General features: G+C 42.0%; 19 protein-coding genes. 12 read left to right on the forward strand and 7 right to left on the reverse strand.

Annotated features, from left to right (window positions below; translation table 11 throughout):
- Positions 1-26 precede the first annotated feature (26 nt).
- Both HUS62_RS10095 and HUS62_RS10100 read right to left on the reverse strand, forming a co-directional pair.
- Positions 27-1,511, reverse strand: a complete 1,485-nt coding sequence (locus tag HUS62_RS10095) for an FMN-binding glutamate synthase family protein (RefSeq protein ID WP_055020563.1) — start codon at positions 1,509-1,511, stop codon at positions 27-29.
- A gap of 112 nt (positions 1,512-1,623) precedes the next feature.
- The gene (locus HUS62_RS10100) at positions 1,624-3,402 is read right to left on the reverse strand and encodes a DUF885 family protein (RefSeq protein WP_175079413.1); all 1,779 of its coding nucleotides are present in this window, start codon (positions 3,400-3,402) and stop codon (positions 1,624-1,626) included.
- Between the two features lie 359 nt (positions 3,403-3,761).
- Here HUS62_RS10100 and HUS62_RS10105 point away from each other — a divergent pair, with 359 nt between their 5' ends.
- From HUS62_RS10105 to HUS62_RS10160, 12 genes are all read left to right on the forward strand, one after another.
- A complete protein-coding gene (locus HUS62_RS10105; protein ID WP_055020636.1) occupies positions 3,762-4,748 on the forward strand; it encodes a GGDEF domain-containing protein in 987 nt (328 codons plus the stop codon).
- A gap of 121 nt (positions 4,749-4,869) precedes the next feature.
- Entirely contained in the window at positions 4,870-5,625 is a 756-nt protein-coding gene (ubiE, locus tag HUS62_RS10110) for a bifunctional demethylmenaquinone methyltransferase/2-methoxy-6-polyprenyl-1,4-benzoquinol methylase UbiE (RefSeq protein WP_055020565.1), read from the forward strand.
- Between the two features lie 28 nt (positions 5,626-5,653).
- Positions 5,654-6,259 carry an SCP2 domain-containing protein gene (locus tag HUS62_RS10115; protein WP_175079414.1) on the forward strand — a complete coding sequence of 202 codons (606 nt, stop codon included), beginning with the start codon at positions 5,654-5,656 and terminating at the stop codon, positions 6,257-6,259.
- 17 nt (positions 6,260-6,276) lie between these two features.
- Positions 6,277-7,878 (forward strand): ubiquinone biosynthesis regulatory protein kinase UbiB, encoded by a 1,602-nt coding sequence (gene ubiB / locus HUS62_RS10120; RefSeq protein ID WP_175079415.1) that lies wholly within the window; start codon positions 6,277-6,279, stop codon positions 7,876-7,878.
- A gap of 76 nt (positions 7,879-7,954) precedes the next feature.
- On the forward strand, positions 7,955-8,194 hold the full coding sequence (tatA, locus tag HUS62_RS10125; protein ID WP_054562924.1) for a Sec-independent protein translocase subunit TatA: 240 nt from the start codon (positions 7,955-7,957) through the stop codon (positions 8,192-8,194).
- A 5-nt stretch (positions 8,195-8,199) separates the two neighbouring features.
- Positions 8,200-8,532, forward strand: coding sequence for a Sec-independent protein translocase protein TatB (gene tatB, locus HUS62_RS10130; RefSeq protein ID WP_054562925.1), 333 nt, complete (start codon positions 8,200-8,202; stop codon positions 8,530-8,532).
- Between the two features lie 50 nt (positions 8,533-8,582).
- On the forward strand, positions 8,583-9,323 hold the full coding sequence (gene tatC / locus HUS62_RS10135) for a twin-arginine translocase subunit TatC (protein WP_054552341.1): 741 nt from the start codon (positions 8,583-8,585) through the stop codon (positions 9,321-9,323).
- Positions 9,324-9,863 (forward strand): hypothetical protein, encoded by a 540-nt coding sequence (locus HUS62_RS10140; RefSeq protein WP_062566300.1) that lies wholly within the window; start codon positions 9,324-9,326, stop codon positions 9,861-9,863. It abuts the gene before it with no gap.
- Complete coding sequence (locus HUS62_RS10145; RefSeq protein WP_175079416.1) at positions 9,863-10,645, forward strand: TatD family hydrolase; 783 nt, start codon at positions 9,863-9,865, stop codon at positions 10,643-10,645. The genes HUS62_RS10140 and HUS62_RS10145 overlap by 1 nt, the downstream gene beginning before the upstream one ends.
- A 1-nt stretch (position 10,646) precedes the next feature.
- Positions 10,647-12,503 (forward strand): diguanylate cyclase, encoded by a 1,857-nt coding sequence (locus tag HUS62_RS10150; protein WP_175079417.1) that lies wholly within the window; start codon positions 10,647-10,649, stop codon positions 12,501-12,503.
- 13 nt (positions 12,504-12,516) lie between these two features.
- Complete coding sequence (gene hemB / locus HUS62_RS10155) at positions 12,517-13,527, forward strand: porphobilinogen synthase (protein ID WP_175079418.1); 1,011 nt, start codon at positions 12,517-12,519, stop codon at positions 13,525-13,527.
- Positions 13,528-13,659: 132 nt separating this feature from the next.
- A complete protein-coding gene (locus tag HUS62_RS10160) occupies positions 13,660-16,458 on the forward strand; it encodes an ExeM/NucH family extracellular endonuclease (RefSeq protein ID WP_175079419.1) in 2,799 nt (932 codons plus the stop codon).
- Positions 16,459-16,718: 260 nt separating this feature from the next.
- Here HUS62_RS10160 and HUS62_RS10165 read toward each other — a convergent pair whose 3' ends face one another.
- The 5 genes from HUS62_RS10165 to HUS62_RS10185 form a co-directional block, all read right to left on the reverse strand.
- The gene (locus HUS62_RS10165) at positions 16,719-17,120 is read right to left on the reverse strand and encodes a hypothetical protein (protein WP_175079420.1); all 402 of its coding nucleotides are present in this window, start codon (positions 17,118-17,120) and stop codon (positions 16,719-16,721) included.
- Positions 17,121-17,552: 432 nt separating this feature from the next.
- The gene (fusA, locus tag HUS62_RS10170) at positions 17,553-19,640 is read right to left on the reverse strand and encodes an elongation factor G (RefSeq protein ID WP_175079421.1); all 2,088 of its coding nucleotides are present in this window, start codon (positions 19,638-19,640) and stop codon (positions 17,553-17,555) included.
- Between the two features lie 209 nt (positions 19,641-19,849).
- Positions 19,850-20,578, reverse strand: coding sequence for a response regulator (locus tag HUS62_RS10175; protein ID WP_054552333.1), 729 nt, complete (start codon positions 20,576-20,578; stop codon positions 19,850-19,852).
- Positions 20,579-20,615: 37 nt separating this feature from the next.
- On the reverse strand, positions 20,616-22,238 hold the full coding sequence (locus tag HUS62_RS10180) for a sensor histidine kinase (RefSeq protein WP_175079422.1): 1,623 nt from the start codon (positions 22,236-22,238) through the stop codon (positions 20,616-20,618).
- A gap of 14 nt (positions 22,239-22,252) precedes the next feature.
- Positions 22,253-23,791, reverse strand: a complete 1,539-nt coding sequence (locus HUS62_RS10185; protein WP_054552331.1) for a tripartite tricarboxylate transporter permease — start codon at positions 23,789-23,791, stop codon at positions 22,253-22,255.

Here is a 23,791-nt window from a genome sequence, read left to right on the forward strand (position 1 = left end):
ACGCGCCTTTTAATTATTCAACTAGATTATTTATTGTAGTGCTCATACATTTTATCGAGCGGCTCTGATAAACCATTTTCTTGTACCACTCGCACATGCTGGCGAGCTAACTCGCGGGCACTTGATACTCCACATGAATGAGCAATCAGCCCTGCACCATAATGAATAAACTTATTATAATTGGCGACACGTTGTGCCTTATCGGTCACATCGAGCCCTCGCTGTAAGCGTTCATTATGAGTCGTAATACCGGTCGGGCAGGTATCTTTATTACATTGTAGAGCCTGAATACAACCAAGCGAAAACATATGACCACGCGCCGACACAATAAAATCAGCACCCAATGCAAGTGCCCAAGCCACTTTTGACGGTACGATTAGCTTACCCGATGCAATCACTTTCACTCGTTCTCTGAGACCATGTTTTTTTAGCAGATCAACAACCAAAGGCAGGCTCTCTCGTAGCGGTAAACCAACTGAATCCATCAAGGGTTGAGGGGCAGCGCCCGTTCCACCGTCGGCACTATCTATAGTGATAAAGTCAGGAGCAGATTCAATGCCTCGGTTATTGATTTCACTGAACAAGGTTTCGAGCCAAGTGTATTCACCAATCACCGCTTTAAAACCGGTTGGTTTACCTGTGGTACTGCGTACCGTTTCAATCATATCGAGTAAATCTGCTGGGCATTTAATCTCTGGATGACCATTTGGACTAATAGAGTCATGCCCTTCAGGAATACCCCGAATTTTTGCAATTTCAGCAGTCACTTTGCGCCCTGGTAACATACCTCCTTTACCGGGTTTAGCACCTTGACTCATTTTAATTTCGAACATTTTAACTTGTTCGTGCTCAGCAATCGCTTTGAGTTTTTCGGTGCTTAATTTACCGTGCTCATCTCGTACACCATATTTTGCCGTGCCAATCTGAAACACAATATCAGCGCCACCTTCAAGATGGTAAGGGCTGAGCCCTCCTTCACCGGTATTCATCCAACAACCCGCTAACTTTGCACCTCGCGATAGTGCGCGAACAGCGGGCTTAGATAAGGCACCAAAGCTCATGCCAGAAATATTAAATAACGAGTTTGTTGTATAAGGAGCTTGGCAATAAGGCCCTAACGTAACTTCGCTCGGATCGAGTGCATCTTCATCTAAAGTTGGGAACGCACAGTTCATAAACATCACCGTTCCCGTTGCTTCAAGACTTTGGGTTGAACCAAAGGCCGTAGTACGGTCAACATTTTTCGCAGCGCGGTAAACCCAGCTTCGCTCAGCACGATTAAATGGTAGCTCTTCCCTATCCATGGCAAAAAAGTATTGTCTGAAGAATTCACCTTGGCGTTCAAAAAAATAACGAAAGCGGCCGATCACCGGGTAATTACGGCGAATCGCCTGCTTAGATTGCGTCACATCACTAATGTAAAAGCACACAATCACCAGCAAACCTATGCCGAGTGCAAAAATAAACAAGCTGGCAAAAACATCGATACTAAAAATTATAAAATCACTCATCCAAGGCCCCTTTGTGAAATGACATCCTTCAAAGCATATAAGGTGTTTATATTACGTGCAATAAACAAAAAAGGCGTGATGTAAGTCACGCCTTTTCGTTTCTTTTATGCCGCTATGCTGCTCGTTTGGCTAATTCAGCTTTAATATAAAGTTGAATTTGCTCTTCAAGCACTGACATTGGCACTGAGCCATGACGTAATATTTGATGGTGGAATTCGCGAATATCGAAATCTTGACCAAGTGCTTGCTCAGCTTCGTGGCGTAAACGTTTAATTGTTAGCTCACCAATTTTGTATGACAACGCTTGTGCAGGCCATGAAATATAACGGTCAGTTTCGGTCTTCACGTTATGTAATGATAGCGCGGTGTTTTCGCTCATAAATTTCATTGCGCGTTCGCGGCTCCAGCCATACATATGCATACCTGTATCAACTACTAAACGTGCTGCACGCCACATTTCATAGGTTAAACGACCAAAATTACTGTATGGGTCTTGATAAAAGCCCGCTTCGATACCTAAAAACTCCGAATATAAGCCCCAACCTTCACCAAATGCCGACAAATATGCATTACGGCGATAACTTGGTAATGACTCAAGTTCTGCATTAAGTGAAATTTGTAAATGATGCCCTGGTACAGCTTCGTGCAAAGTTAATGCTTCAAGAACATACAACGGGCGCTTATCTAGCGCATAGGTATTAACCCAGTAATAACCTGCTTGGTCATCACGGCGAGAACCTGAGTAACGGCCGGTTGTATATTTAGGGGCAATACTCTCTGGCACTGGCGCAACACCATACGGCATTCTTGGCAAGGTGTGGAATAACTTAGGTAACTGCGCATCCATTTTCTTGGCGATGTAAGACGCTTCTTTTAGCAAATCTTTTGGTGTTTTTGCGTAAAATTGCGGATCAGTACGTAAAAAGTGCACAAAATCAGCAAACGAGCCTTCAAAGCCTACTTTCTCAATAATTTTTTCCATTTCTGCGCGAATACGCGCGACTTCTTGTAAACCTAGCTCATGGATTTCTTTTGGCGTCATATCTGTGGTGGTGTAGTACTTAGCACGGTTTTCATAAAACGCTTTGCCATTCGGCGTACTTGAAATACCAATATCTGTACGTGCACCCGGTTGATACTCATTGTTAAAGAAGGTTAAGTAACCTTGATATGCCGGAATAACTTGTTCTGTGATAATGGTTTGCGCTTGCTTTTGTAGCGCTGCAAACTCGCTATCACTTACACCTGCCGTGTTATTTAAAAATGGTTTGTAAAATTCAGACTGTGTCGCATCATCAACAATATAAGCCGTGATTGAGTCTTGATACCCTTCTAAAACAGCCTTTGGTTGAGTTAAACCTACTTCAAGACCTTTACGCATCCAGCCGATATTTTGCGAAAAATAGCGGGGAATTTGCTGTAATTTAGCAAGATATAGCTGGTAATCTTGTGGTTTTGTGTAATCTGAGCTTGATATCATAAATGATAGACTAGAGTGGAAACCATACTCAGATGTCAGCGGCATATAGTGCGCATTAAACACATATTCATCGACACTATTTTGCACTTGGCCACGCAAAATAGTCAGGTTAATGCGGTTTTCTTCCGATAACTTATCACGGTCGATAGCGTCTAGCTCGGCAAGTAGCTCAGTATTCTTCTTGTATTTTTGTTCTAAAAATTCAGCCGATAGATTTTCTAATAAATAACCATCAACGCCATTTTCTTTACCATATGGGCTGATGCTTTGGCGGTAATTAACAATATTTTCGGCTACTTGAGTAAATTGCTGATCAGCATCAATATTTGTTACTTGGCAAGCGCTTAAAGTACAAGCTAAAGCAACCGCAATAACAGAACGGTTTAAAGTTCGCGACAGTGTTTGTTTCATAGCATTCTTTTTAGTTTTAATCAGTATCGCTAAAGTAGCGCAGCACTGGCTAAAACCCAAGCAAATGCGACCAAGCTCAGGTTAAATACGCTCAAATTAACAGCGCAGTGTAGATAAGAATGAGCAAGGTTTAAGCAATTTTTAATTACACTTGTTAAAGTTGTTGAGAAAATCAGCTAATAGACGCAAACGAAACAAATTTAAGTTCCAAAATTAGCGATTTTGCTTTTAAATAGACTGATTACAGATTACTGTAGACTCAGTATTTATGCTTGGAAGCAAATAAACTTTACGGAAGAGATGATTAATTGGTTGATATGCGTATTTAGTGGTATTGAAAAATGATGTTCCATGATCCCATGGCTATTGCTCAAGAAAAAATGACAAAGGTATGTATCTTTTTAGAACATCATGCATTACCGCCGTCACCACTTAACTACCAAGTTGTTTACACCTACGTCAGCCAGTCTAACCCAAAACTTAACGCCGCTATTGACCGTGCCATCGCACAAAGAAAAACCATCGATTGTGTCTATGTAGAACAGCTTTATTTCGATTTTATAGAGCAAGGCCATAAAATGAAAACCGCCATTGTTCGCAACGTTGACTCAGTAATTAACACCCTTTCACGTAATGCTAGCAATAACGAACAAAATATTGTCCGCTTTGCTGATCAAGTTAGTGACTGTGTGCATTCAATCGATGAAAACAATATTGAGCAAACGCGTCACGCATTAAAAATGCTCAGTAAACAATCAGAAGTACTGCTCAACCAGCATCGTCAATTTAAGCAAGAAATAGCAAAAGCCAAATCACTGCAAGAAAAAACTCAAAAACAACTCACTCAATTACGCAAACAACACATTACCGACCAACAAACTGGCTTATACAAGCGCCACTACTTGAATCAACAAACCCAACTCTGGGTCGGCCAAAATAAAGCGGTTTGTGCTATCTCTATTCACATTGAGAACTTAAATCATTTTATTGAAAACTATGGCGATGTCATTGGTGAAGTCATTTTGAGTAAAGTCGCCAAGCAAGTGCAAAAGTACGTACAAGAAAGCGGTTTACCTGGGCGCACAAGTAAAGATGAATTTACCATCTTACTTGCTGATATAGAGCCTGAAACTGCAAACTTAATTGCCGAAAAAGTACGAAATGGCGTAGAAAAGCTGCGCTTTGTCAGCTCAAAAAATGGCACCAAACTTCCTGCTATCACTCTTGCTTTAGGGATCGCTAAACATGAAGGCGATGGCGACTTTAACAGTTTAGCCCGTAAAGCCTCTTTAGCAGCCGCTAAAGCCAAGTCACTTGGACAAAGTAGTTTTATTGCCGGCCAATAAAGTTTAAAACTGCGCTAAGTCATGAAAAGCCACGCTAATCTGATGATTTAGTTATAATCAAATTGCACCCCACAGCTACAATCAAGTACACTAGTCTTTATTGCCACGATAGAGATTAATCATGAACGAGAATCAAGAAAAGACCACGCATTTTGGCTATAAAACCGTTGCTGAAAACGACAAAGCATCAATGGTTGCAGATGTATTCCACTCAGTCGCTGCAAAGTATGACGTAATGAATGATCTTATGTCGTTCGGTATTCATCGTTTATGGAAACGCCAAACTATTGCAAGTTCAGGTGTTCGCAAAGGTCACTATGTATTAGATCTTGCCGGCGGTACAGGTGATTTAACCGCTAAATTTAGTCAGCTAGTAGGTGAGACCGGTCAGGTTATCTTAGGCGATATTAACTCTTCAATGCTGAAAGTTGGCCGTGAGAAACTGCGTAACCTTGGTCGTGTTGGCAATATCGAATATGTTCAAATGAATGCAGAAGCATTACCATTTCCTGATAACAGCTTTGACTTAATTACGATTGCCTTTGGTCTTCGTAACGTGACCGATAAAGATAAAGCTCTGCGTTCAATGTATCGTATTCTTAAGCCAGGTGGCCGTTTACTCGTGCTTGAGTTCTCAAAACCAGAACAAGAAATATTAAGTAAAGCCTACGATTTCTACTCATTTAATATCTTACCTAAGATGGGTGAACTGGTTGCGAATGATGGCGAGTCTTATCAATATCTTGCTGAATCAATCCGTATGCATCCAGATCAAGAAACATTAAAAGGCATGATGGAAGATGCTGGTTTTGAACAAACCAGTTATCAAAACCTTACTGGCGGTATTGTTGCCCTTCACCGTGGTTTTAAATACTAAAAATTCTGTAAATTAAGTAGGTAACGCGATGTTAGCAAACGCTCTGTTATCACTAGTCGAACGAATCATTAATCAACTGCTGCAGTTAGACCCCCAGTTACAGGGCAAGCTTGCAGCAATTGCTGATAAACAGCTGTTGATTGAGATACGTGATTGGCAACAGTCAATTTTGTGTGTTTACAGCGACGAGCAAATTCACTTATACAGTACGCAAGAGCGTAGTTTTGATTGCATGATCAGCGCCGATATCGACACCTTGTTGGCGCTTAAAGATCCATCAATGCTCACGCAACTCATTCGCCAAGATAAGCTCGACTTACAAGGCGACTTAAATCTTGCACAAGGTTTTAGCAATGCGTTTGCTGAGCTTGATATTGATTGGCCAGAACATTTTTCTCGGTACATTGGCGATGCCCCAGCGCAACAGTTGTGGCTCTCTATTCAAGCTTTAAAACGTCGTGGCTCACAAACGAAAAGCAAGTTAGAAAACACCTTAACAACGCTTTGCCAAGATGAGTTAGCAGTGACTATACACCCTCTTGAGCTTGCTGAATTTAAACAGCAAAACCGCCAATTAAAAAGCCAAGTATCTCAATTAGAGATGCGAATTAACGCGCTGTTACAGTCTCGCTAATGCGCTAAGGAACTTGTGTGTCGTCTGCTCGTCTTTATTACATCACTAAAACCCTACTGAGCTATGGCTTAGACGAATTAATTCCACGTAAACGAGTGCCTTGGTTTGCCAAACTCGCCCGTGGCAGCTTATTTTGGTTACGTAACCAACATAAAGATAAACCTGCAGGTATGCGCTTACGACTTGCTCTGCAAGAGCTTGGCCCTGTATGGATCAAGTTTGGCCAAATGCTTTCAACACGCCGTGATTTACTCCCTCATGATGTCGCATTAGAGCTTGCACTACTACAAGATCAGGTTGAACCTTTTGAAGGTGAACTTGCCCAGCAGCTTATTGAAAAGGCGCTGGGTATTAATGATATTAGTGAATTGTTTAGTGATTTTTCGCAAACACCTTTAGCATCAGCCTCGATTGCACAAGTTCACACGGCAACCTTAATTGATGAGCATGGCGCACCACAAGATGTAGTGATTAAGGTCATTCGCCCTAACATTAAAGAGCAAATTGATGCCGACTTAATGCTAATGCAAAAAGTCGCACGCTTAGTGGCTAAGTTATTAAAAGAAGCCAAGCGTTTACGCCCTATTGAGGTAGTAAACGAGTACAAAAAAACCTTGCTCGATGAGCTCGACTTAATGCGTGAAGGGGCGAATGCGATTCAGCTACGCCGTAACTTTGAAGACTCAGATTCACTCTACATTCCTTTTGTTTACAGTGACTACAGCCGCAGTAACGTATTAGTAATGGAGCGCATTTACGGTATTCCAGTATCTGATACCGAAGCATTGCTGGCACAAAATACCAATATGCAGCTACTAGCTGAGCGTGGTGTCGAAGTGTTTTTCACACAAGTATTTCGTGATAGTTTCTTCCACGCTGATATGCACCCAGGTAATATTTTCGTTTCTCGCGAAAACCCTCATAACCCAAAATATATTGGTATTGATTGCGGTATTGTAGGCACCCTTAATCGTGAAGATAAGCGCTATTTAGCAGAAAACTTTATTGCCTTTTTCAATCGTGATTACCGCCAAGTAGCGCAGCTACACGTTGATTCTGGCTGGGTACCCGCCGATACCAGCATTGAAGAGTTTGAATTTGCCATTCGTACTGTGTGTGAGCCAATTTTCAATAAACCACTGGCCGAAATCTCGTTTGGCCATGTGTTAGTCAACCTGTTTAATACGGCTCGTCGCTTTAATATGCAAGTTCAACCGCAATTAGTGTTACTGCAAAAGACGCTGTTGTATGTTGAAGGCCTTGGCAGACAACTGTATCCGCAGCTTGATTTATGGAAAACCGCTAAACCTTTTCTAGAAGATTGGGTCAAAGAACAAGTTGGTCCGCTTGCAGTAATGAAAAAAATGTATGCGAACTTGCCATTTTGGGCAGAAAAAATGCCTGAATTACCTGATTTAATTTATCAAAACTTAAAGCGTCAACAACAACCTGTACAATTGCCAGCGCCGCAATCTGCTAAACCTTTGTTACTCAGCATCTTTGCTGGCAGCTGCTTGATTGTTTCAGGCTTATGTTATTTGCAGCATGACTTAGTTGCCAGTGCAATTACCGCAGGCTTTGCTATAGCAGGCTTTATTGCAGCGTGGCGTAGTGCATAAACTAAGTGCTATTTATGTTTTGGTGAGTATAATCGAGACAAGTCTATTCGATAAATTTGAAAAAACGGAGTAACCCATGGGTTTTGGTGGTATCAGTATTTGGCAATTAATCATTATTTTGGCAATCATCGTATTGTTATTTGGCACAAAAAAACTTCGTGGCATCGGCGGTGATTTAGGTAGCGCAGTAAAAGGCTTTAAAAAAGCCGTATCTGATGATGACCAAGCTAGCGCTAAAAGCGAGCAAATAGAACAAGCTTCTAACACGCAAAACAAAGAAACCGTAGAGAAAAGCAAAGACGACCATAAGGCTTAATCAACATGGGGATGTGGGAACTTGTTGTCGTACTGATCGTGGGTCTAATTGTATTAGGCCCAGAGCGCTTGCCTGTGGCAATTCGCACGGTTAGCCGCTGGGTAAAAACCTTAAAGTCAGTCGCCAACTCAGTGAAAGCAGAAGTGAACGAAGAACTCCGTATCCATGAGCTTCACGAAAACTTAAAAAAAGCAGAGCAACAAAACTTGCAAGAACTATCTCCAGATCTGCAAGACTCTGTAAACGAACTTCAAAAGGCTGCTCAGTCAGTCACCCACAGTTACAAAAAAGACACGCCTGAAAAAGCAGAAAGTAACAATAATGACGAAAAAAAGTGAATTTAATCTCTGCTTTTGTGGTCAATAACAATGATGATGAATAGTAAACTATGACCGAGCAAGCTCACACAGGCTTTGTTGGCCACTTAATTGAGTTACGAAATCGACTCATGAAAGCTTTGTTAAGCATTTTGCTAATATTTATCGCCTTGGTGTACTTTGCCAACGATATATATAGCTTTGTTGCAGCACCACTTATTGCAAACTTGCCTAGCACTGCCACCATGATCGCAACGGATGTAACGGCACCTTTTTTTGCACCGTTTAAACTCACCTTATTTGTGGCGTTATTTGCTGCTATTCCTATGATACTGCACCAAGTTTGGAGCTTTATAGCACCTGGCTTGTATCAACATGAAAAGCGTATGCTAATGCCAATTTTGGCCTCTAGCATTTTGCTATTTTATAGTGGTATCGCATTTTGCTACTTTGTGGTGTTACCTATTATTTTAGGGTTTTTCACTAACACTGGCCCTGATATGATGACATTAGCGCCTGATATTAGTAGCTACTTAAGTTTTGCTTTAAAACTATTTTTTGCTTTTGGTATTGCCTTTGAAATACCAGTTGCCATCATGCTGTTATGCTGGAGTGGCGCAACAACAACAAAAAGTTTAAAAGAAAAACGACCTTATATCGTGGTAGGTGTATTTGTGGTTGCCATGTTCTTAACACCTCCTGATGTACTGTCACAAACATTACTAGCATTACCCATGCTGTTATTATTTGAATTAGGTTTAATTTTGGCTGCATTTTATACCGCCAAACCTCAACAGGAATCAGAGGAATAAATGAAAAAACAACTCATTCCATTAGTTGCACTGTTAACGATTACTGGCACTGCACAAGCAAACGAAGTTAACTTACAAGCACTACAAGCGTGTACTTTTGTTGAAAATGATTTTAACCGCTTACTTTGTTACGACAACGTGATGGCAGGTAAATCACTATCAAAACCTGCGACAAAAAAACAAATTGAACAACCTGTTGCAAGCTCAGCTGCAGCTGCTTCCCCAGCACCTGTTGCCGCAGCAGGAGCAACAAATGAACAAATCGTAAGAACAAAAAATGAAGACTTTGGTTTAGAGCATAAAGAAGTTGCTAAAGTAAACGATGACCAAATTAGCGCTAGTGTAAAAAGCGTGAAAAAAGCCCCTTATGGTGAACTCATCATCGAACTTGATAATGGTCAACAATGGCGTCAAGTTGGCTCTGATAGCTTACGTCTAAAAAAACAAGATGTTGTGGTTATTGAACGTGGCGTTTTCAATTCTTTCCTTTTAAAAGTTGAAGGCCAAAACCGTTCGATTCGTGTAAAGCGCACTAACTAATGAGCATTTCGCTGGTTGATGCTGGCGTCAACTTAAGCAATCATCAATTTGATGATATTCATGAAGCTGTGTTACAACGTGCCGCTGAGGCAAATGTAACGCAGCTGCTTCTTATCGGCTGCGATCTGCAAAGTAGCCAAGCCTCTCTTAACCTCGCCAAACAATTTAAGCAATTTTGCACTGCAGGAATTCACCCTCATGATGCAAAAACCGCCGACGAACACCTTGAAGAACACTTAACAACGCTTAGCCAAAACCATGAAGTAGTTGCTATTGGTGAATGTGGCCTCGATTACAATCGTGACTTTTCTCCTCGGGACGTTCAGCGCAGCGTTTTTAGACGCCAACTGCAGCTAGCTGAGCAGCTGAATATGCCAGTGTACTTGCATGAGCGAGATGCTAGTGAAGATATGCTCGCAATTTTAAGTGACTTCAAAGTACGAGGCGTATTGCACTGTTTTACAGGGGATGAAAAAGCGCTACAAAGTTACCTAGCAATGGGGCTTTATATCGGTGTTACGGGTTGGGTCTGCGATGAACGCCGTGGTGAGCAACTACAAGCCTTAGTGCCATCAATCCCTTTAGATCGCTTGTTAATCGAGACTGATGCGCCTTTTTTAATGCCAAGAAATATTAGACCAAGACCGAAGTCTCGTCGCAATGAACCTCAGAACCTTCCTTATGTGTGTCAGCAAATTGCTGATTTAAAAGGCTGTGAATTTACTGAAGTGGCAAAACAAACTACACTAAACTTTCAGCAATTATTTTCCATAAAGGGTTAAGATGAAGCGCCTATGGTCACTTTGTGGCGTACTCTTCGTTTTTTTATTTACTCCTTATTTATTGGCTAACCCACTTATTGTTAGCTCACAATTTAAGTCTCAACATACGCTAAATGTTGAGTACACCCTTGATCCTATTACTCAACAACAAGCGTTTAGCAATGCTAATGTAAAATGGCTGAAAAACCGAGGTGAAACCTTAAATCTAGGCATGACTTTAAAGCCTCTGTGGCTAAAGCTATCGATAAAAAACACCTCATTAGATGATGTACCGCTGATATTATCGATAGATAACCCTTTACTCGATGAAGTGAGCGTCTTTCATCTGCAAGGTGGGCATGTGTTATTTAACACCAAAATAGGTGATGCCGTTCCTTTAGCCAATCGGCAAATTAAAAATGAATCGCTGCTAGCCTCATTAACTATTCCAAAAGCCAGTCATTCCGAAATCTACCTAAAAATTAAAAACAACGGTGGCCTAAGAGTACCTCTAAGCCTTTGGAGCCCCTCTGAATACCTAAAACATAAAAGTAAGTTCAATTTATTGTACGGTTTATTAGTCGGTTTTATTTTATCGCTGGCACTCACTAATTTAGTACTTTATGGCTTTTCTAGACGCCGCTATTTCGCCTACACTGGGTTATTACTTACCTTACTTTGGTTGTCGCTAGCCTACCTTTATGGCTATGGTTATCGTTACTTACAACCGAGCGGTTCATCGTTTCAACAACTCACCATACCGAGCCTATTTTTCATTTGTGGTGCGTTATTTGTGCCCTTGCAAGGCTATATATTCGGCTTTACCAAATCTCGCTTAAATCGCTTTCAGTATTGGCTAGCGTGGGCGGTCGTACTTACTACTGTAACAATGTGGTTCTTACCTATTCATATTGCTATTACACTTTGCTTATTAAGTTTACCTGTGGTGCTAATCATCTTTGCAAGTATTGCTCTAAAGCAGTTTAACCGTGAGTATAAACAGCCTTGTAGCGCTTTTCTAATCGCCCTATTCGCTTTCTTCTGCGCCATTATTTACAGCGCACTTGGGGTATTTAACCCGTTTAATTTAAATATCGGAGTGCTGTCACTTACCTTTATTTGCTTTTTGGTTTGTAGCTTAAGTTTAAGCTATGCAGTTATAAAACTGTTTTTGATGCAGCGCGATGCTGAAGTTGCAGCACAACAAAATGCCTTAGCTGAGAGCAAAGCTAAAGATACTTTAATGCGCGAGCGCCTTGAACTGCAAGAACAAGCTCGCCAAGACCTTGAAGCGAATATCGAGGAGCGTACCTTTGAGTTACAAGTGACATTACGCGAGCTTGAAGAGAAAAACCGAGAGCTTGAACAACTCAATATGGAAGACGCGCTGACAAAAACCAAGAACCGCCGTTACTTCGATAAAAAACTCCTGATGGATATTCGTCGCTCGCGACGTGAACAAACACCTTTAGCCATCATCATGTTAGATATTGACCATTTCAAAGTAATTAATGACACCTACGGTCATTTAACCGGTGATCAAACCATTCAATCAGCTGCCGATGTCATTAAACAGCACCTGAAACGACCTCTTGATGAAGTGGCGCGCTATGGCGGCGAAGAATTTGTCGTGCTGTTGCCTAATACGCCACTGACAGGTGCATTAGAAATTGCCGAACAAATACGCAAAGCCGCAGAAAATACTGATATAATAGTTGCCGGAACAACGATTAAATTTACTTTGAGTGCAGGTGTTTACAGCGCAATTGCTGAAGACATTAATAACCCAAGTTTATTCACTGACTATGCCGACAAAGCCTTATATCATGCCAAGCAAACGGGTCGAAATCGCGTAGTGAGTTATCCTCTACCAGACTAGGAGTATACAAAGCATGGCCCAATCAGGACTCGACCTTTTCCCTTATACACGTATGCGCCGCATGCGTCGTGATGACTTCTCTCGTCGCCTAATGGCTGAAAACCAACTAACCGTTAATGACCTTATTTTTCCTGTATTTGTGTTAGAAGGTAAAAACCGCCGCGAAGCCATTGAGTCTATGCCAGGCATTGAGCGTCTTTCTATCGATTTACTACTTGAAGAAGCAAAAGAACTCGTTGAATTAGGTGTGCCAGCAGTGGCGATTTTCCCAGTAACACCGAGCGATAAAAAATCTCTACTTGCTGAAGAAGCCTATAACGCAGATGCATTAGCACAACGCACTGTCCGCGCGCTTAAAGAAGCTTTTCCTACACTAGGTGTGATCACCGATGTTGCACTTGACCCATTCACCGTTCATGGTCAAGACGGCATTATCGATGAAGACGGTTATGTGATTAACGATGTAACAACTGAAATCTTAGTTAAACAAGCGCTATCGCATGCCGAAGCAGGTGCGGATGTAGTTGCACCATCAGACATGATGGATGGACGTATTGGTGCAATTCGTGAAGCACTCGAAGCCGAAGGCCATATCCACACGCGTATAATGGCTTACTCTGCTAAATACGCCTCTAGCTATTATGGCCCATTCCGTGATGCGGTAGGTTCTGCAGGCAACTTAAAAGGTGCCGACAAAAAGACCTATCAAATGGACCCTGCCAACTCTGATGAAGCAATTCGTGAAGTAGCCCTCGATCTGCAAGAAGGTGCAGACATGGTGATGGTAAAACCAGGTATGCCTTATTTAGATGTAGTACGCCGCGTAAAAGATGAGTTTGGTGTACCCACTTTTGCTTACCAAGTAAGTGGTGAATATGCCATGCATAAAGCAGCCATTGATAACGGCTGGCTTGCAGAAGAAGCAATAATCATGGAATCATTATTAGCATTTAAACGTGCTGGCGCCGATGGCATCCTGACTTATTTTGCAAAACAAGCAGCTATTTGGTTAAAAAATAACTAATCTAAAGTAAATGTTCTAAAAATTGGTAATTATTCCTATTTTATTAACATTTTGTATTTAATTTGTCATAGATTTTTCTTAAAGTACTGTGTCCCATATTGGGACTTTTATAATACATACACGGGAAAAATAATGATAAATACAAAATTAACGCCGCTCGCGCTTGTAATTGCAAGCCTGAGCGCACCTGCTTCTGCCAACCTAATCATCTCTGAATACGTTGAAGGAAGCTCTAACAATAAAGCGGTAGAGCTTTACAACACTTCTGGTGCTGAGCTATCGCTTGACGGTTACACCATCTCTTTATACTCAAATGGTAACGGCGATCTAGCAGACCCTAATAACAGCTTAGCTTTAACCGGTACTCTTGCAGCAAATGCAACTTACGTTATTGTTAATGCAGGCTCTGCAGATGAGTTAAAAGCCAACGCGGACACTGAATCAACAATCACTTATTTCAACGGTGATGACGCATTAGTGCTAACTAAAGACGGTGCAATTGTTGATAGCTTTGGTCAACTGGGCGTAGATCCAGGTTCAGCATGGGACGAAGGCGGCGTATCAACACAAAATAAAACACTTCGCCGTAAAGCTACAATCACTTCAGGCCGTACTGATGCAACCTCAGCGTTTAACCCAAGCGATGAGTGGGAGCAATTCGACCAAGACGATTTCAGCAATATAGGTCAATATGGTGAGAGCACTGAGCCAACACCTGAACCAGAGCCAGTAACTCCTCTTGAGTGTGGTGCAGAAAAAACCTTAATCAGCGCAATTCAAGGTGAAGGCGGCGACAGCCCGCTTATAGACACTGAAGTAGAAGTTGAAGGTGTTGTTACAGCTGACTTCCAAGGTGATGACCAACTAAAAGGTTTCTTCATTAGCTCACTTGCTGCTGATATTGATGAAAACCCACTTACTTCTGAGGGTGTATTCGTTTATTTCGCAGATACCGACGTTGCTGTTGGTGACCATGTGCGTGTTAAAGGTAGCGTGGCTGAATACTACAGCGCAACACAACTAGGTGATGTTAGCCAAGTTGAGATCTGTGCGACAGGTTTATCTACTGACGCAACCGCTATCACTTTACCTGTTGCTGACGTGGCAGACCTTGAAGCTTACGAAGGTATGTTAGTGACCATAGATCAACCTTTAGTCGTTAATAACAACTACGGTCTTGGTCGCTATGGTGAAGTTGACTTAGGTACTGAGCGTTTATACCAAGGTACTCAAGTTGCACTACCAGGTGATGCAGCAAATGCTGTTGAAGCTGAAAACCTGAAAAAACAAATCTTAATCGACGATGGTTCAACAAAGCAAAACCTTGATCCTATTGCCTACCCAGGTACCGGCCTTGATGCCTATAACACGTTACGTTTAGGCGATACTGTTAATACAATTACTGGTGTAATGGGTTACAGCTTCGACCGTTACCGTATTCACCCTACAGTACAGCCTGAGTTCACTGCCACTAACCCTCGTACAGATGCACCAGAGCTTAACGAAGGTGCAGACCTACGTGTAGCAAGCTTCAACGTATTAAACTATTTCAATGGTGATGGCCAAGGCGCAGGCTTCCCTACTAGCCGTGGTGCAGATAGCGAAGAAGAGCTGATTCGCCAAGAAGCTAAATTAGTTAGTGCAATTACAGCTATTAACGCTGATGTTATTGGCTTAATGGAAATCGAAAATGACGGTTTCGGTGAAAATAGCGCTATTGCTAGTCTAGTATCTGCACTTAATGATGAAGATGCAGAAAATACCTACGCATTTGTTGATTTCGGTGTTGACCAAATTGGTACTGATGCAATCACAACAGCACTGATTTATCGCTCAAATAAAGTATCTGAAGTTGGTAAGGCTGCTCATACTACAGTAGAACCTTTCGATTACAGTAATCGCCCGCCAATTGCACAAAGCTTCCAATCTCTTGAAAGCGAAGAAATCTTCACTGTTGCCGTTGCCCACCTAAAATCTAAAGGCGGCTGTGGTAGCGCTGAAGGTAATAATGCTGACTTAGGCGATGGTCAAGCATGTTGGAATGAAATCCGTGTTGCGGGTGCAAATGCATATGCTGATTGGTTAGCAACTTACCCAACTGAAGTTGAAGATGAAGATATCATCCTAGTCGGTGATATGAACTCTTATGCGATGGAAGATCCTATCCGTGCATTCGCAGATAAAGGTCTGAAGAGTGCGGTTGCTGAACTAGACGGCGACACATTAGGTTACTCTTATAGCTTCTCTGGCCGCATTGGTAGCCTTGACCACGCACTAGTCTCTGAATCTATGCTTGCTAAAGTTGTCGCTGCTACGGATTGGCATATCAATGCCGATGAGCCAATTAGCCTAGACTACAACCTTGAGTATAAGTCATCGACACAACAAGCTAGCCTATACGCTGACAATGCATACCGCGCATCTGATCACGACCCAGTGATTGTTGATATTCAATCTGCAGAGCCTATTCCTGCAGAGCAGGCACCAGTAATCGAAGCGAGTCAATCATTCGAAATCGTAGAAAATAGTGAAATTGGCGCTGTGATTGGCCAACTGCTTTTCTCTGATGGTGATGCTGATTACACCCCAGTAGTAAGCTTTAGCATTGAAGGTGAGCATGCTGATGCGATTGCAATCAGTGCTGCAGGTGAAATCACAGTGGCTAAAGAGCTAGACTTCGAAGAAGAAGACAAGCTTACGCTGATGATCCGTGCAGAAGATAGCGCTGGTAACCTATCAGAAGCACAACTGCTATACATCAACATCACAAACGATGAAGCTGATGATGAAGCAGAAGATGTAGCTGAAGATGTAGCTGAAGAAGTTGAAGAAGAAACAGAAGAAGAGTCAAAAGACGATGATTCTGGTTCATTTGCTTGGTTAAGCTTACTTGCTTTACCATTTGCACTTCGTCGTCGAATGAAAAAATAAACGACACAGCTTATGAATAAGGCCGCATTTCGCGGCCTTTTTTATTTCAGTTCACTTAATTTAGCATTATTGAGACTTGCTAGTATTAGGCTTTATACCAATTAGCTTAATTAAGTGGTCTATTTTGAGGCAATAAAACCTCGTTGATAACAAGGCAAAAATTTCGTTATTTAGTTGTTCTAAATCAGAAATTTTTAACGCCGTTAGCGACAGGTTTAATCCCTCAAAATGATTAAGTATTATTGCGGATTGGTATTACACTAAAGAGTTGCATTTTCGGCATCACCAACTCGCTGGTAAAGTTTTATTATTTCTGTCTGTTGCTGATCATCAATTTGCCAATTAAAAAACTGTTTAGTGCTACCATTAACTAGGGTAACTTTAAAAACAGTAACAAATGCCACTTGGTTAAATTCAACGGCCACTATATCTTCAGCGTTAATGTAACGCTTACCAAACCCACTCGAATGGCAAACACCCGCCTTGTAACAGTATAAAAAGCGTATTTGTAAGAAATTTAATAAGATAAAAAGTAGTAAAATAGGTAACAGTATCATCATAAATGATGCACCTAGCAGTATAACGCTTAATGCAACAAGAATTGCTAATGCTATCTTGCTTCCCTGTAGAGTCCAATTAGGACTTAACTTAATCGTTTTCATGAAAATGTTTCTTTAGTTGTAATATTTAATAAGCAGACGTTTAATACAAAATGATTAAAAAATCATTCGGTCGCCATTTTACATGGTGCAAAAAAGGTACACAAGGCACGAAAAAGCACTTTTATACTAGGATAAAATAACTAACTTACAACTTACTAATAACCTTATATATTTCTAGAAAATGAACTTTGTATTAAAATCGTACAAGTCAATAATCAGCAATATTAATGACTAATCATTAGTTAAAAGCACTTTAAAATTTCGATACTTGTACCGATACATTAATCATTTAAGACTGAATGATGGGTTAATCTATAAAGATAAGAAGTGATTATTTTGTAATCGAAAAAATTACGACAATACATTTACGATGTTTAGGCAATAAAAAACCCGCAACAAGTGCGGGTTTTTTTAAAGAAGTTAAAAGACTAATTACTTAGCAGCTTTTTTCTCTTTTTCTGCAGCGATTACTGTTTCAGCAACGTTTGCAGGACATGGTGCGTAGTGTGAGAACTCCATAGAGAACTGACCACGACCAGAAGTGATAGTACGTAAGTGGCCGATGTAACCGAACATTTCAGAAAGTGGTACATCACCCTTGATGCGAACGCCCATTGCGCCAGCTTCTTGGTCTTTGATCATACCACGACGACGGTTAAGGTCACCGATTACATCACCTACGTTGTCTTCCGGAGTGAATACGTCAACTTTCATGATTGGCTCAAGAAGTTGTGCACCCGCTTTAGGGATAGACTGACGGAAAGCGCCTTTAGCAGCGATTTCGAACGCGATTGCTGATGAGTCAACTGCGTGGAAAGCACCGTCGAAAAGTTCAACTTCAACGTCTAATACTGGGAAGCCAGCTAGAACACCTTCTTGCATCATTGATGCGAAGCCTTTCTCAACTGCAGGCCAGAATTCTTTAGGTACGTTACCACCAACAACTGATGAAGAGAACGTGAAGCCTGAGTTTTGCTCGCCTGGCTTGATGCGGTAATCGATCTTACCGAATTGACCAGAACCACCAGATTGTTTCTTATGCGTGTAGCTATCTTCGATTTCTTTCGTGATAGTTTCACGGTAAGCAACCTGAGGTTGACCAACAATTAGGTCTACGCCGTAAGTACGCTTAAGGATATCTACTTTGATATCTAAGTGAAGCTCACCCATACCTTTAAGGATGGTTTCGCCTGAATCTTCGTCAGTTTCAACTTGGAATGAAGGATCTTCTGCAACCATCTTACCGATAGCAACACCCATCTTCTCGTTACCGCCTTTATCTTTAGGAGCAACAGCGATTGAGATTACTGGATCAGGGAAGATCATCGCTTCAAGTGTACATTCGTGCTTAGGATCACAAAGAGTGTGACCAGTTTGAACGTTCTTCATACCAATAACAGCGATGATGTCACCCGCTTGTGCTTCAGTAAGCTCAGTACGCTCGTCAGCTTGCATCTCAACCATACGGCCGATACGCTCTGTTTTACCAGTTGCTGAGTTAAGGATTGTGTCACCTTTCTTCATGCGACCAGAATAGATACGGATGAACGTAAGTGCACCGAAACGGTCGTCCATGATTTTGAACGCTAACGCTTTAAGTGGCTCATCTGCAGAAACAGTTGCTACTTCACCAGTAGGCTCACCTGTTTCAGGATCAGTTAGAGGTTGTGGGTCAACTTCTGTAGGCGAAGGTAGGTAATCTACAACCGCATCTAGTACTAGTTGCATACCTTTGTTTTTGAATGCAGAACCACAGTATGTTGGGAAGAACGCAAGGTCACGAGTACCTTTACGGATACAACGTTTGATGTCTTCTAAAGAAGGCTCTTCACCTTCCATATAAGCCATCATTAAGTCTTCGTCTTGCTCAACAGCAGACTCAACAAGCATTTCATGGTATTCATCAACTTTGTCTACCATGTCAGCTGGAACGTCTTGTACTTCGTAGTTTTCAGGAAGACCTGTCTCATCCCAAACGTATGCTTTTTTCTCAAGTACGTCTACTACACCAGTGAATTGGTCTTCGATACCGATTGGTAAAGTCATCACTAATGGAGTTGCGCCTAGTACTTTTTTAACTTGATCAACTACACGGTAGAAGTCAGCACCCATACGGTCTAGTTTGTTTACGAAGATTACACGTGCAACTTCTGATTCGTTCGCATAACGCCAGTTAGTTTCTGACTGCGGCTCAACACCACCAGAACCACAGAATACACCAATACCACCGTCTAGTACTTTAAGTGAACGGTATACTTCTACTGTGAAGTCAACGTGCCCCGGAGTATCGATAACGTTTAAGCGGTGGCCTTTCCATTCACAAGTTACAGCTGCTGATTGGATTGTAATACCGCGCTCAGCTTCTTGTTCCATGAAGTCAGTAGTAGACTCACCGTCATGCGTTTCACCACTTTTGTGAATTTTACCCGTAAGCTTAAGGATACGCTCGGTGGTAGTAGTTTTACCCGCGTCAACGTGGGCGAAAATACCTATATTTCTGTACTTCGATAAATCTGCCATTATTTTACTCTTAATAAAGTCGAAAAATTATTCGGCGGGAGTATAGCATTACTTAAAGCGAACATCACCATCGAAGTCGCTTAAAATGCAATCAATTTTATAAAATTTTTCTATGCTCAGGATAAGCGGCACTTTTTAACGTGCCGAACAGTGAGTTTATGCTACTAAAATCGCTAATTTAGCGCTGATTTGGCATTTAAATGATGTGATTAGCTACTTGTCATTTTATAACAACGCTCGGGTCGCCCGATACTTCCGTAGCTCTGATCAGCACTGACTTGCTCAGCTTCAAGCAAGTATTCAAGGTAACGACGGGCTGTTGAGCGGCTTACGCCGACTAAATCACCCATTTGCTGAGCAGTAAAAGCCGTGCCAATATTCGCTTTAAAAGCTTTTAAGATCTTTTGCAAAGTAAGCTGATCCACCCCTTTTGGCAACCTGACCGGGGCTTTTAACTGTTCTTGCGATCCAAATAAAGTATCGACCATAGATTGGGTTACTTCATCAGCATCTGACAAACATTGTTGCCTTGCTTCGAATCGCGCCAGCGCTTGATCTAAACGATTTAGCATTAATGGTTTTACTAAGAAGTCACAGGCACCAAGTTGCATGGCTTTTTCCAGTGTTTCTACTTCTTTTGCTGCGGTTAATAGCATTACTTCGCTTTTCATTTCTTCGCGGCGTAATTCATTAAGTAAATCAAGACCATTGCCATCGGGTAAATGAATATCGAGCAAAATTAAATCGGCATTAATCGCCGATAATAGCGCTTTCGCAGTGGCAAGATTGCCTGCAATACCAACAACCTGATATTGTCCCTGACGTAGAGTTTGCCGTGCCCCTTGTTGGCCAGCAACGCCATGAGGAAGTAATAAGTATTGCGCCAATAATTGGGCTACTTCTACTTCGTCTTCAACAATGACAACTGAGTAAGTCATGTTCTTTACCTTTTATTTATAGGCTGATCATTTTTTATTATTTTGGAATGTAGACACTTAAGCGTGCCCCCATCAGATCAGACTCACCTATTTCTAAACTACCACGACACGAATCTAAGTTGGTTTTAACTAAATATAGGCCAATACCATGCTCTGCCCCTGACTTAGAACTGTATTGTGGTGTGAATATCACATCCTTGTCATCGCCTAAACCAAAGCCGCTGTCTTCAACATCAAACAATAATGTTTTACTGGTTTCGTCAACCGTAACACGAACCTTAGGGGTACGTGTATCACTAGCTCGAATAGCAGCTTCAATTGCGTTATCAATCAAATTGCCAAGTATCGAGACAACCCGTTCAAGCATATCTTTACGAGTGATCGGTCCTAATAAGCTATCTGGATTAAGCTCAAGTATCACGTTTAATTCACGGGCTTTATGGTATTTACCAACCAATAAACCTGCTAGTACCGGATCTTGGATCCTTTCGAGCAAATGATGGATCTGCGCTTGCGAGCCTTTACTTTCTTGACCAATTAGCTCAATCGCCTGATCCGTTTGCCCCATCTGAATTAACGCACCAATTAAGTTTAGCTTGTTCGAGTAATCATGCGTTTGCACTCGTAATAACTCAGCAAAGGCTTGCACTTTGGTTAATTGCTGCGATAAATATTCAAGTTCATCCGCAGGGCGCATACTCAGCAAAATGCCATCAGCCTGACCTTGCACTTGCAATGCATATCGCGACAACACAATGCGTTTATCGGCGGCAAATAATTCAAAACCAACAATCGGACGCTGTTGGTTATGCATTAAAAACTCGCTATGTTCTGGAAGTAAGTCTGCAAGCTTAAGTGGCTGATGAATACAGCTGGTCGGTTTACCGAGGATTTCGCAGGCACGCTGGTTTAAGTTACGTACATTACCCTCAGGATCGAGGGCGATAATGCCGCTACGAACAGTATTCAAAATAGCATCTTGCTCAGAGAACAACCGTGCTATTTCGTCAGGCTGTAACCCAAAAATAGCATTACGAACCCGTTGACCAATATACACCGCGGCCAAAATACTTAAACCGACTAACAACAAACCCCAAAGCATAATTTCAGCACTGCGAGCACGAATAAGCGGTTCAATTGATTGCACTAAAAAGCCAACCGAAACTAAGCCAATAACTTCGCCCTGCTCTGAAAGCACGGGGACTTTGCCACGAATAGACTCGCCCAAACTTCCTTTTGCAATCGACACATAACGCTCACCACGCAGTGCCGCTTTACTGTCACCACCCACCATCGGCTTACCTAGCTTGTCGGGGTCTGGGTGAACAATGCGGCGGGTATTGTTATCGCCAATCACGATAAAGCTAGCTGCGGTGAGTTCACGAATATGCTCTATTTGCGTATTTAACTCATCAAGCCCTTGCTTGGTTTGCAATGCGTTTTGCACGTCATCCCGTGAGGCAATACTGGTTGCGAGCGCAAGCGCTTTATCACCCATGTGGTTATGTAAGCTTTCTGCAGTGATCTGATACACCAAAGCGCCAAACAATACAGCCTGTAAAACACATAGACCGGTAACCCAAATGATGAGCCGCGTTTCTAAGCGCTTAGGTTTTTTAACCATATGCTGAAATGGGTTTAGCTTATTGGTGTATCTCATATCAGTGCCTTGTTCTACGCATGTTGCTCTGCTTGCGTAGCTGCTTTTTCTTTACGACGTTGGACAATATAGTCTTTCAGCGGGAACAACAACACTAAGATCGAAATCACAAAAATACTCAGTGTTAATGGGCGGTCCCATAAAAAGCTTAGTGAACCATCTGAAATCATCATGGCACGACGGAAGTTTCGCTCTATCATATCACCGAGGATAAAGCCCAGTAATAAAGGCGCCATCGGGAAAGCTAATAATCGAAGTACCAAGGCCACCAGCGCAAAGCCCACCATCATAAATAAATCAAAGGTGTTAAATGACACTAAGTACACACCAATCAGGCTGAAGAATAAAATCATTACTGTCAGCACAGATTTAGGCATTGCCAACACTTTAGCGAAATATGGGATCAACGGCAGATTCAAAATCAGCAGTACAATATTGCCAAAGTACATACTAACAATAACTGCCCAAAACACGCTTGGGTTTTCTTGCATTAACATAGGGCCCGGCTGAATACCGTAGGCAATTAATGCACCTAGCATGATCGCTGTTGTACCAGAGCCCGGAATACCTAAAGTCAGTAATGGTACAAATGAGCCAGTACAGGCTGCATTATTAGCTGACTCAGGTGCCGCTAAGCCACGCATTGAGCCCTTACCAAATTTATCTTTCAGCGCCTTTGGAGCGAGGTTACGCTCAGTGGCATAGGCCATAAAGCTGGCAATGGTTGCCCCTGCGCCCGGTAAAACACCGACAATAAAGCCAAGTAAAGATGAGCGCCCAACTACAGGAGCCATGTCTTTTACTTCTTCTTTAGTCAGTTTTGTTGAGCCAATTTTTGGCGTATCAGGATCATCAATTTTTTTATCTGGTTCAGCTTCAGGGCGTGCCACATTAATCAGCGCCTCAGCCAACGCAAACGTTGCCATTGCTACTAATAAAAAGCTAATACCATCTAATAAATCAGCTTGGCCAAAAGTAAATCGCTCGGTACCTGAAGAGGGATCAATACCTACCGTTGCCAGCATCAAACCAAATACCGTCATCATCATAGCTTTTAAAAATTGCCCTTTATTAGAGAACGCAGCGATAGCCGTTAAGCCTAAAAACATCAGTACAACATAATCAGGCGATTGGAAACTTAATGACACTTTCGCTAATAATGGCGCAGCCACCATCAATAAAATGGCGCCAATCGTCCCGCCTATAAAGGATGAATAAGCTGCAATCGCAAGGGCTTTACCTGCCTTACCCTGCTTTGCTAGCGGGTAGCCATCAAACGATGACGCTACTGTCCCCGCCACACCCGGCGCATTAATCAAAATAGAAGAAGTAGAGCCACCGAATATAGCTCCGTAGTAAACACCGGCCATTAAAATCATGCCCGAATCAGCACCGATGCTGTAAGTGATCGGAATCATCAACGCAATCGCGGTAATTGGGCCAAGGCCAGGTAGCATACCAATGAACGTGCCAACAAAGCAGCCTACGATCACATATAACAGGTTGTTCCAGTCGAGTACGGTCGACAAACCTAACATAATTCCATCAAGCAT

The sequence above is a fragment of the Pseudoalteromonas sp. 0303 genome, from assembly GCF_013349995.1.
Taxonomy (GTDB): Bacteria; Pseudomonadota; Gammaproteobacteria; order Enterobacterales; family Alteromonadaceae; genus Pseudoalteromonas.

Excerpts from the sequence above, each read along its gene's own strand:
- HUS62_RS10095 (WP_055020563.1), bottom strand. The coding sequence starts at position 1,511 with ATGAGTGATTTTATAATTTTTAGTATCGATGTTTTTGCCAGCTTGTTT.
- HUS62_RS10100 (WP_175079413.1), bottom strand. The coding sequence starts at position 3,402 with ATGAAACAAACACTGTCGCGAACTTTAAACCGTTCTGTTATTGCGGTT.
- HUS62_RS10105 (WP_055020636.1), top strand. The coding sequence starts at position 3,762 with ATGGCTATTGCTCAAGAAAAAATGACAAAGGTATGTATCTTTTTAGAA.
- ubiE (WP_055020565.1), top strand. The coding sequence starts at position 4,870 with ATGAACGAGAATCAAGAAAAGACCACGCATTTTGGCTATAAAACCGTT.
- HUS62_RS10115 (WP_175079414.1), top strand. The coding sequence starts at position 5,654 with ATGTTAGCAAACGCTCTGTTATCACTAGTCGAACGAATCATTAATCAA.
- tatA (WP_054562924.1), top strand. The coding sequence starts at position 7,955 with ATGGGTTTTGGTGGTATCAGTATTTGGCAATTAATCATTATTTTGGCA.
- tatB (WP_054562925.1), top strand. The coding sequence starts at position 8,200 with ATGGGGATGTGGGAACTTGTTGTCGTACTGATCGTGGGTCTAATTGTA.
- tatC (WP_054552341.1), top strand. The coding sequence starts at position 8,583 with ATGACCGAGCAAGCTCACACAGGCTTTGTTGGCCACTTAATTGAGTTA.
- HUS62_RS10140 (WP_062566300.1), top strand. The coding sequence starts at position 9,324 with ATGAAAAAACAACTCATTCCATTAGTTGCACTGTTAACGATTACTGGC.
- HUS62_RS10145 (WP_175079416.1), top strand. The coding sequence starts at position 9,863 with ATGAGCATTTCGCTGGTTGATGCTGGCGTCAACTTAAGCAATCATCAA.
- HUS62_RS10150 (WP_175079417.1), top strand. The coding sequence starts at position 10,647 with ATGAAGCGCCTATGGTCACTTTGTGGCGTACTCTTCGTTTTTTTATTT.
- hemB (WP_175079418.1), top strand. The coding sequence starts at position 12,517 with ATGGCCCAATCAGGACTCGACCTTTTCCCTTATACACGTATGCGCCGC.
- HUS62_RS10160 (WP_175079419.1), top strand. The coding sequence starts at position 13,660 with ATGATAAATACAAAATTAACGCCGCTCGCGCTTGTAATTGCAAGCCTG.
- HUS62_RS10165 (WP_175079420.1), bottom strand. The coding sequence starts at position 17,120 with ATGAAAACGATTAAGTTAAGTCCTAATTGGACTCTACAGGGAAGCAAG.
- fusA (WP_175079421.1), bottom strand. The coding sequence starts at position 19,640 with ATGGCAGATTTATCGAAGTACAGAAATATAGGTATTTTCGCCCACGTT.
- HUS62_RS10175 (WP_054552333.1), bottom strand. The coding sequence starts at position 20,578 with ATGACTTACTCAGTTGTCATTGTTGAAGACGAAGTAGAAGTAGCCCAA.
- HUS62_RS10180 (WP_175079422.1), bottom strand. The coding sequence starts at position 22,238 with ATGAGATACACCAATAAGCTAAACCCATTTCAGCATATGGTTAAAAAA.
- HUS62_RS10185 (WP_054552331.1), bottom strand. The coding sequence starts at position 23,791 with ATGCTTGATGGAATTATGTTAGGTTTGTCGACCGTACTCGACTGGAAC.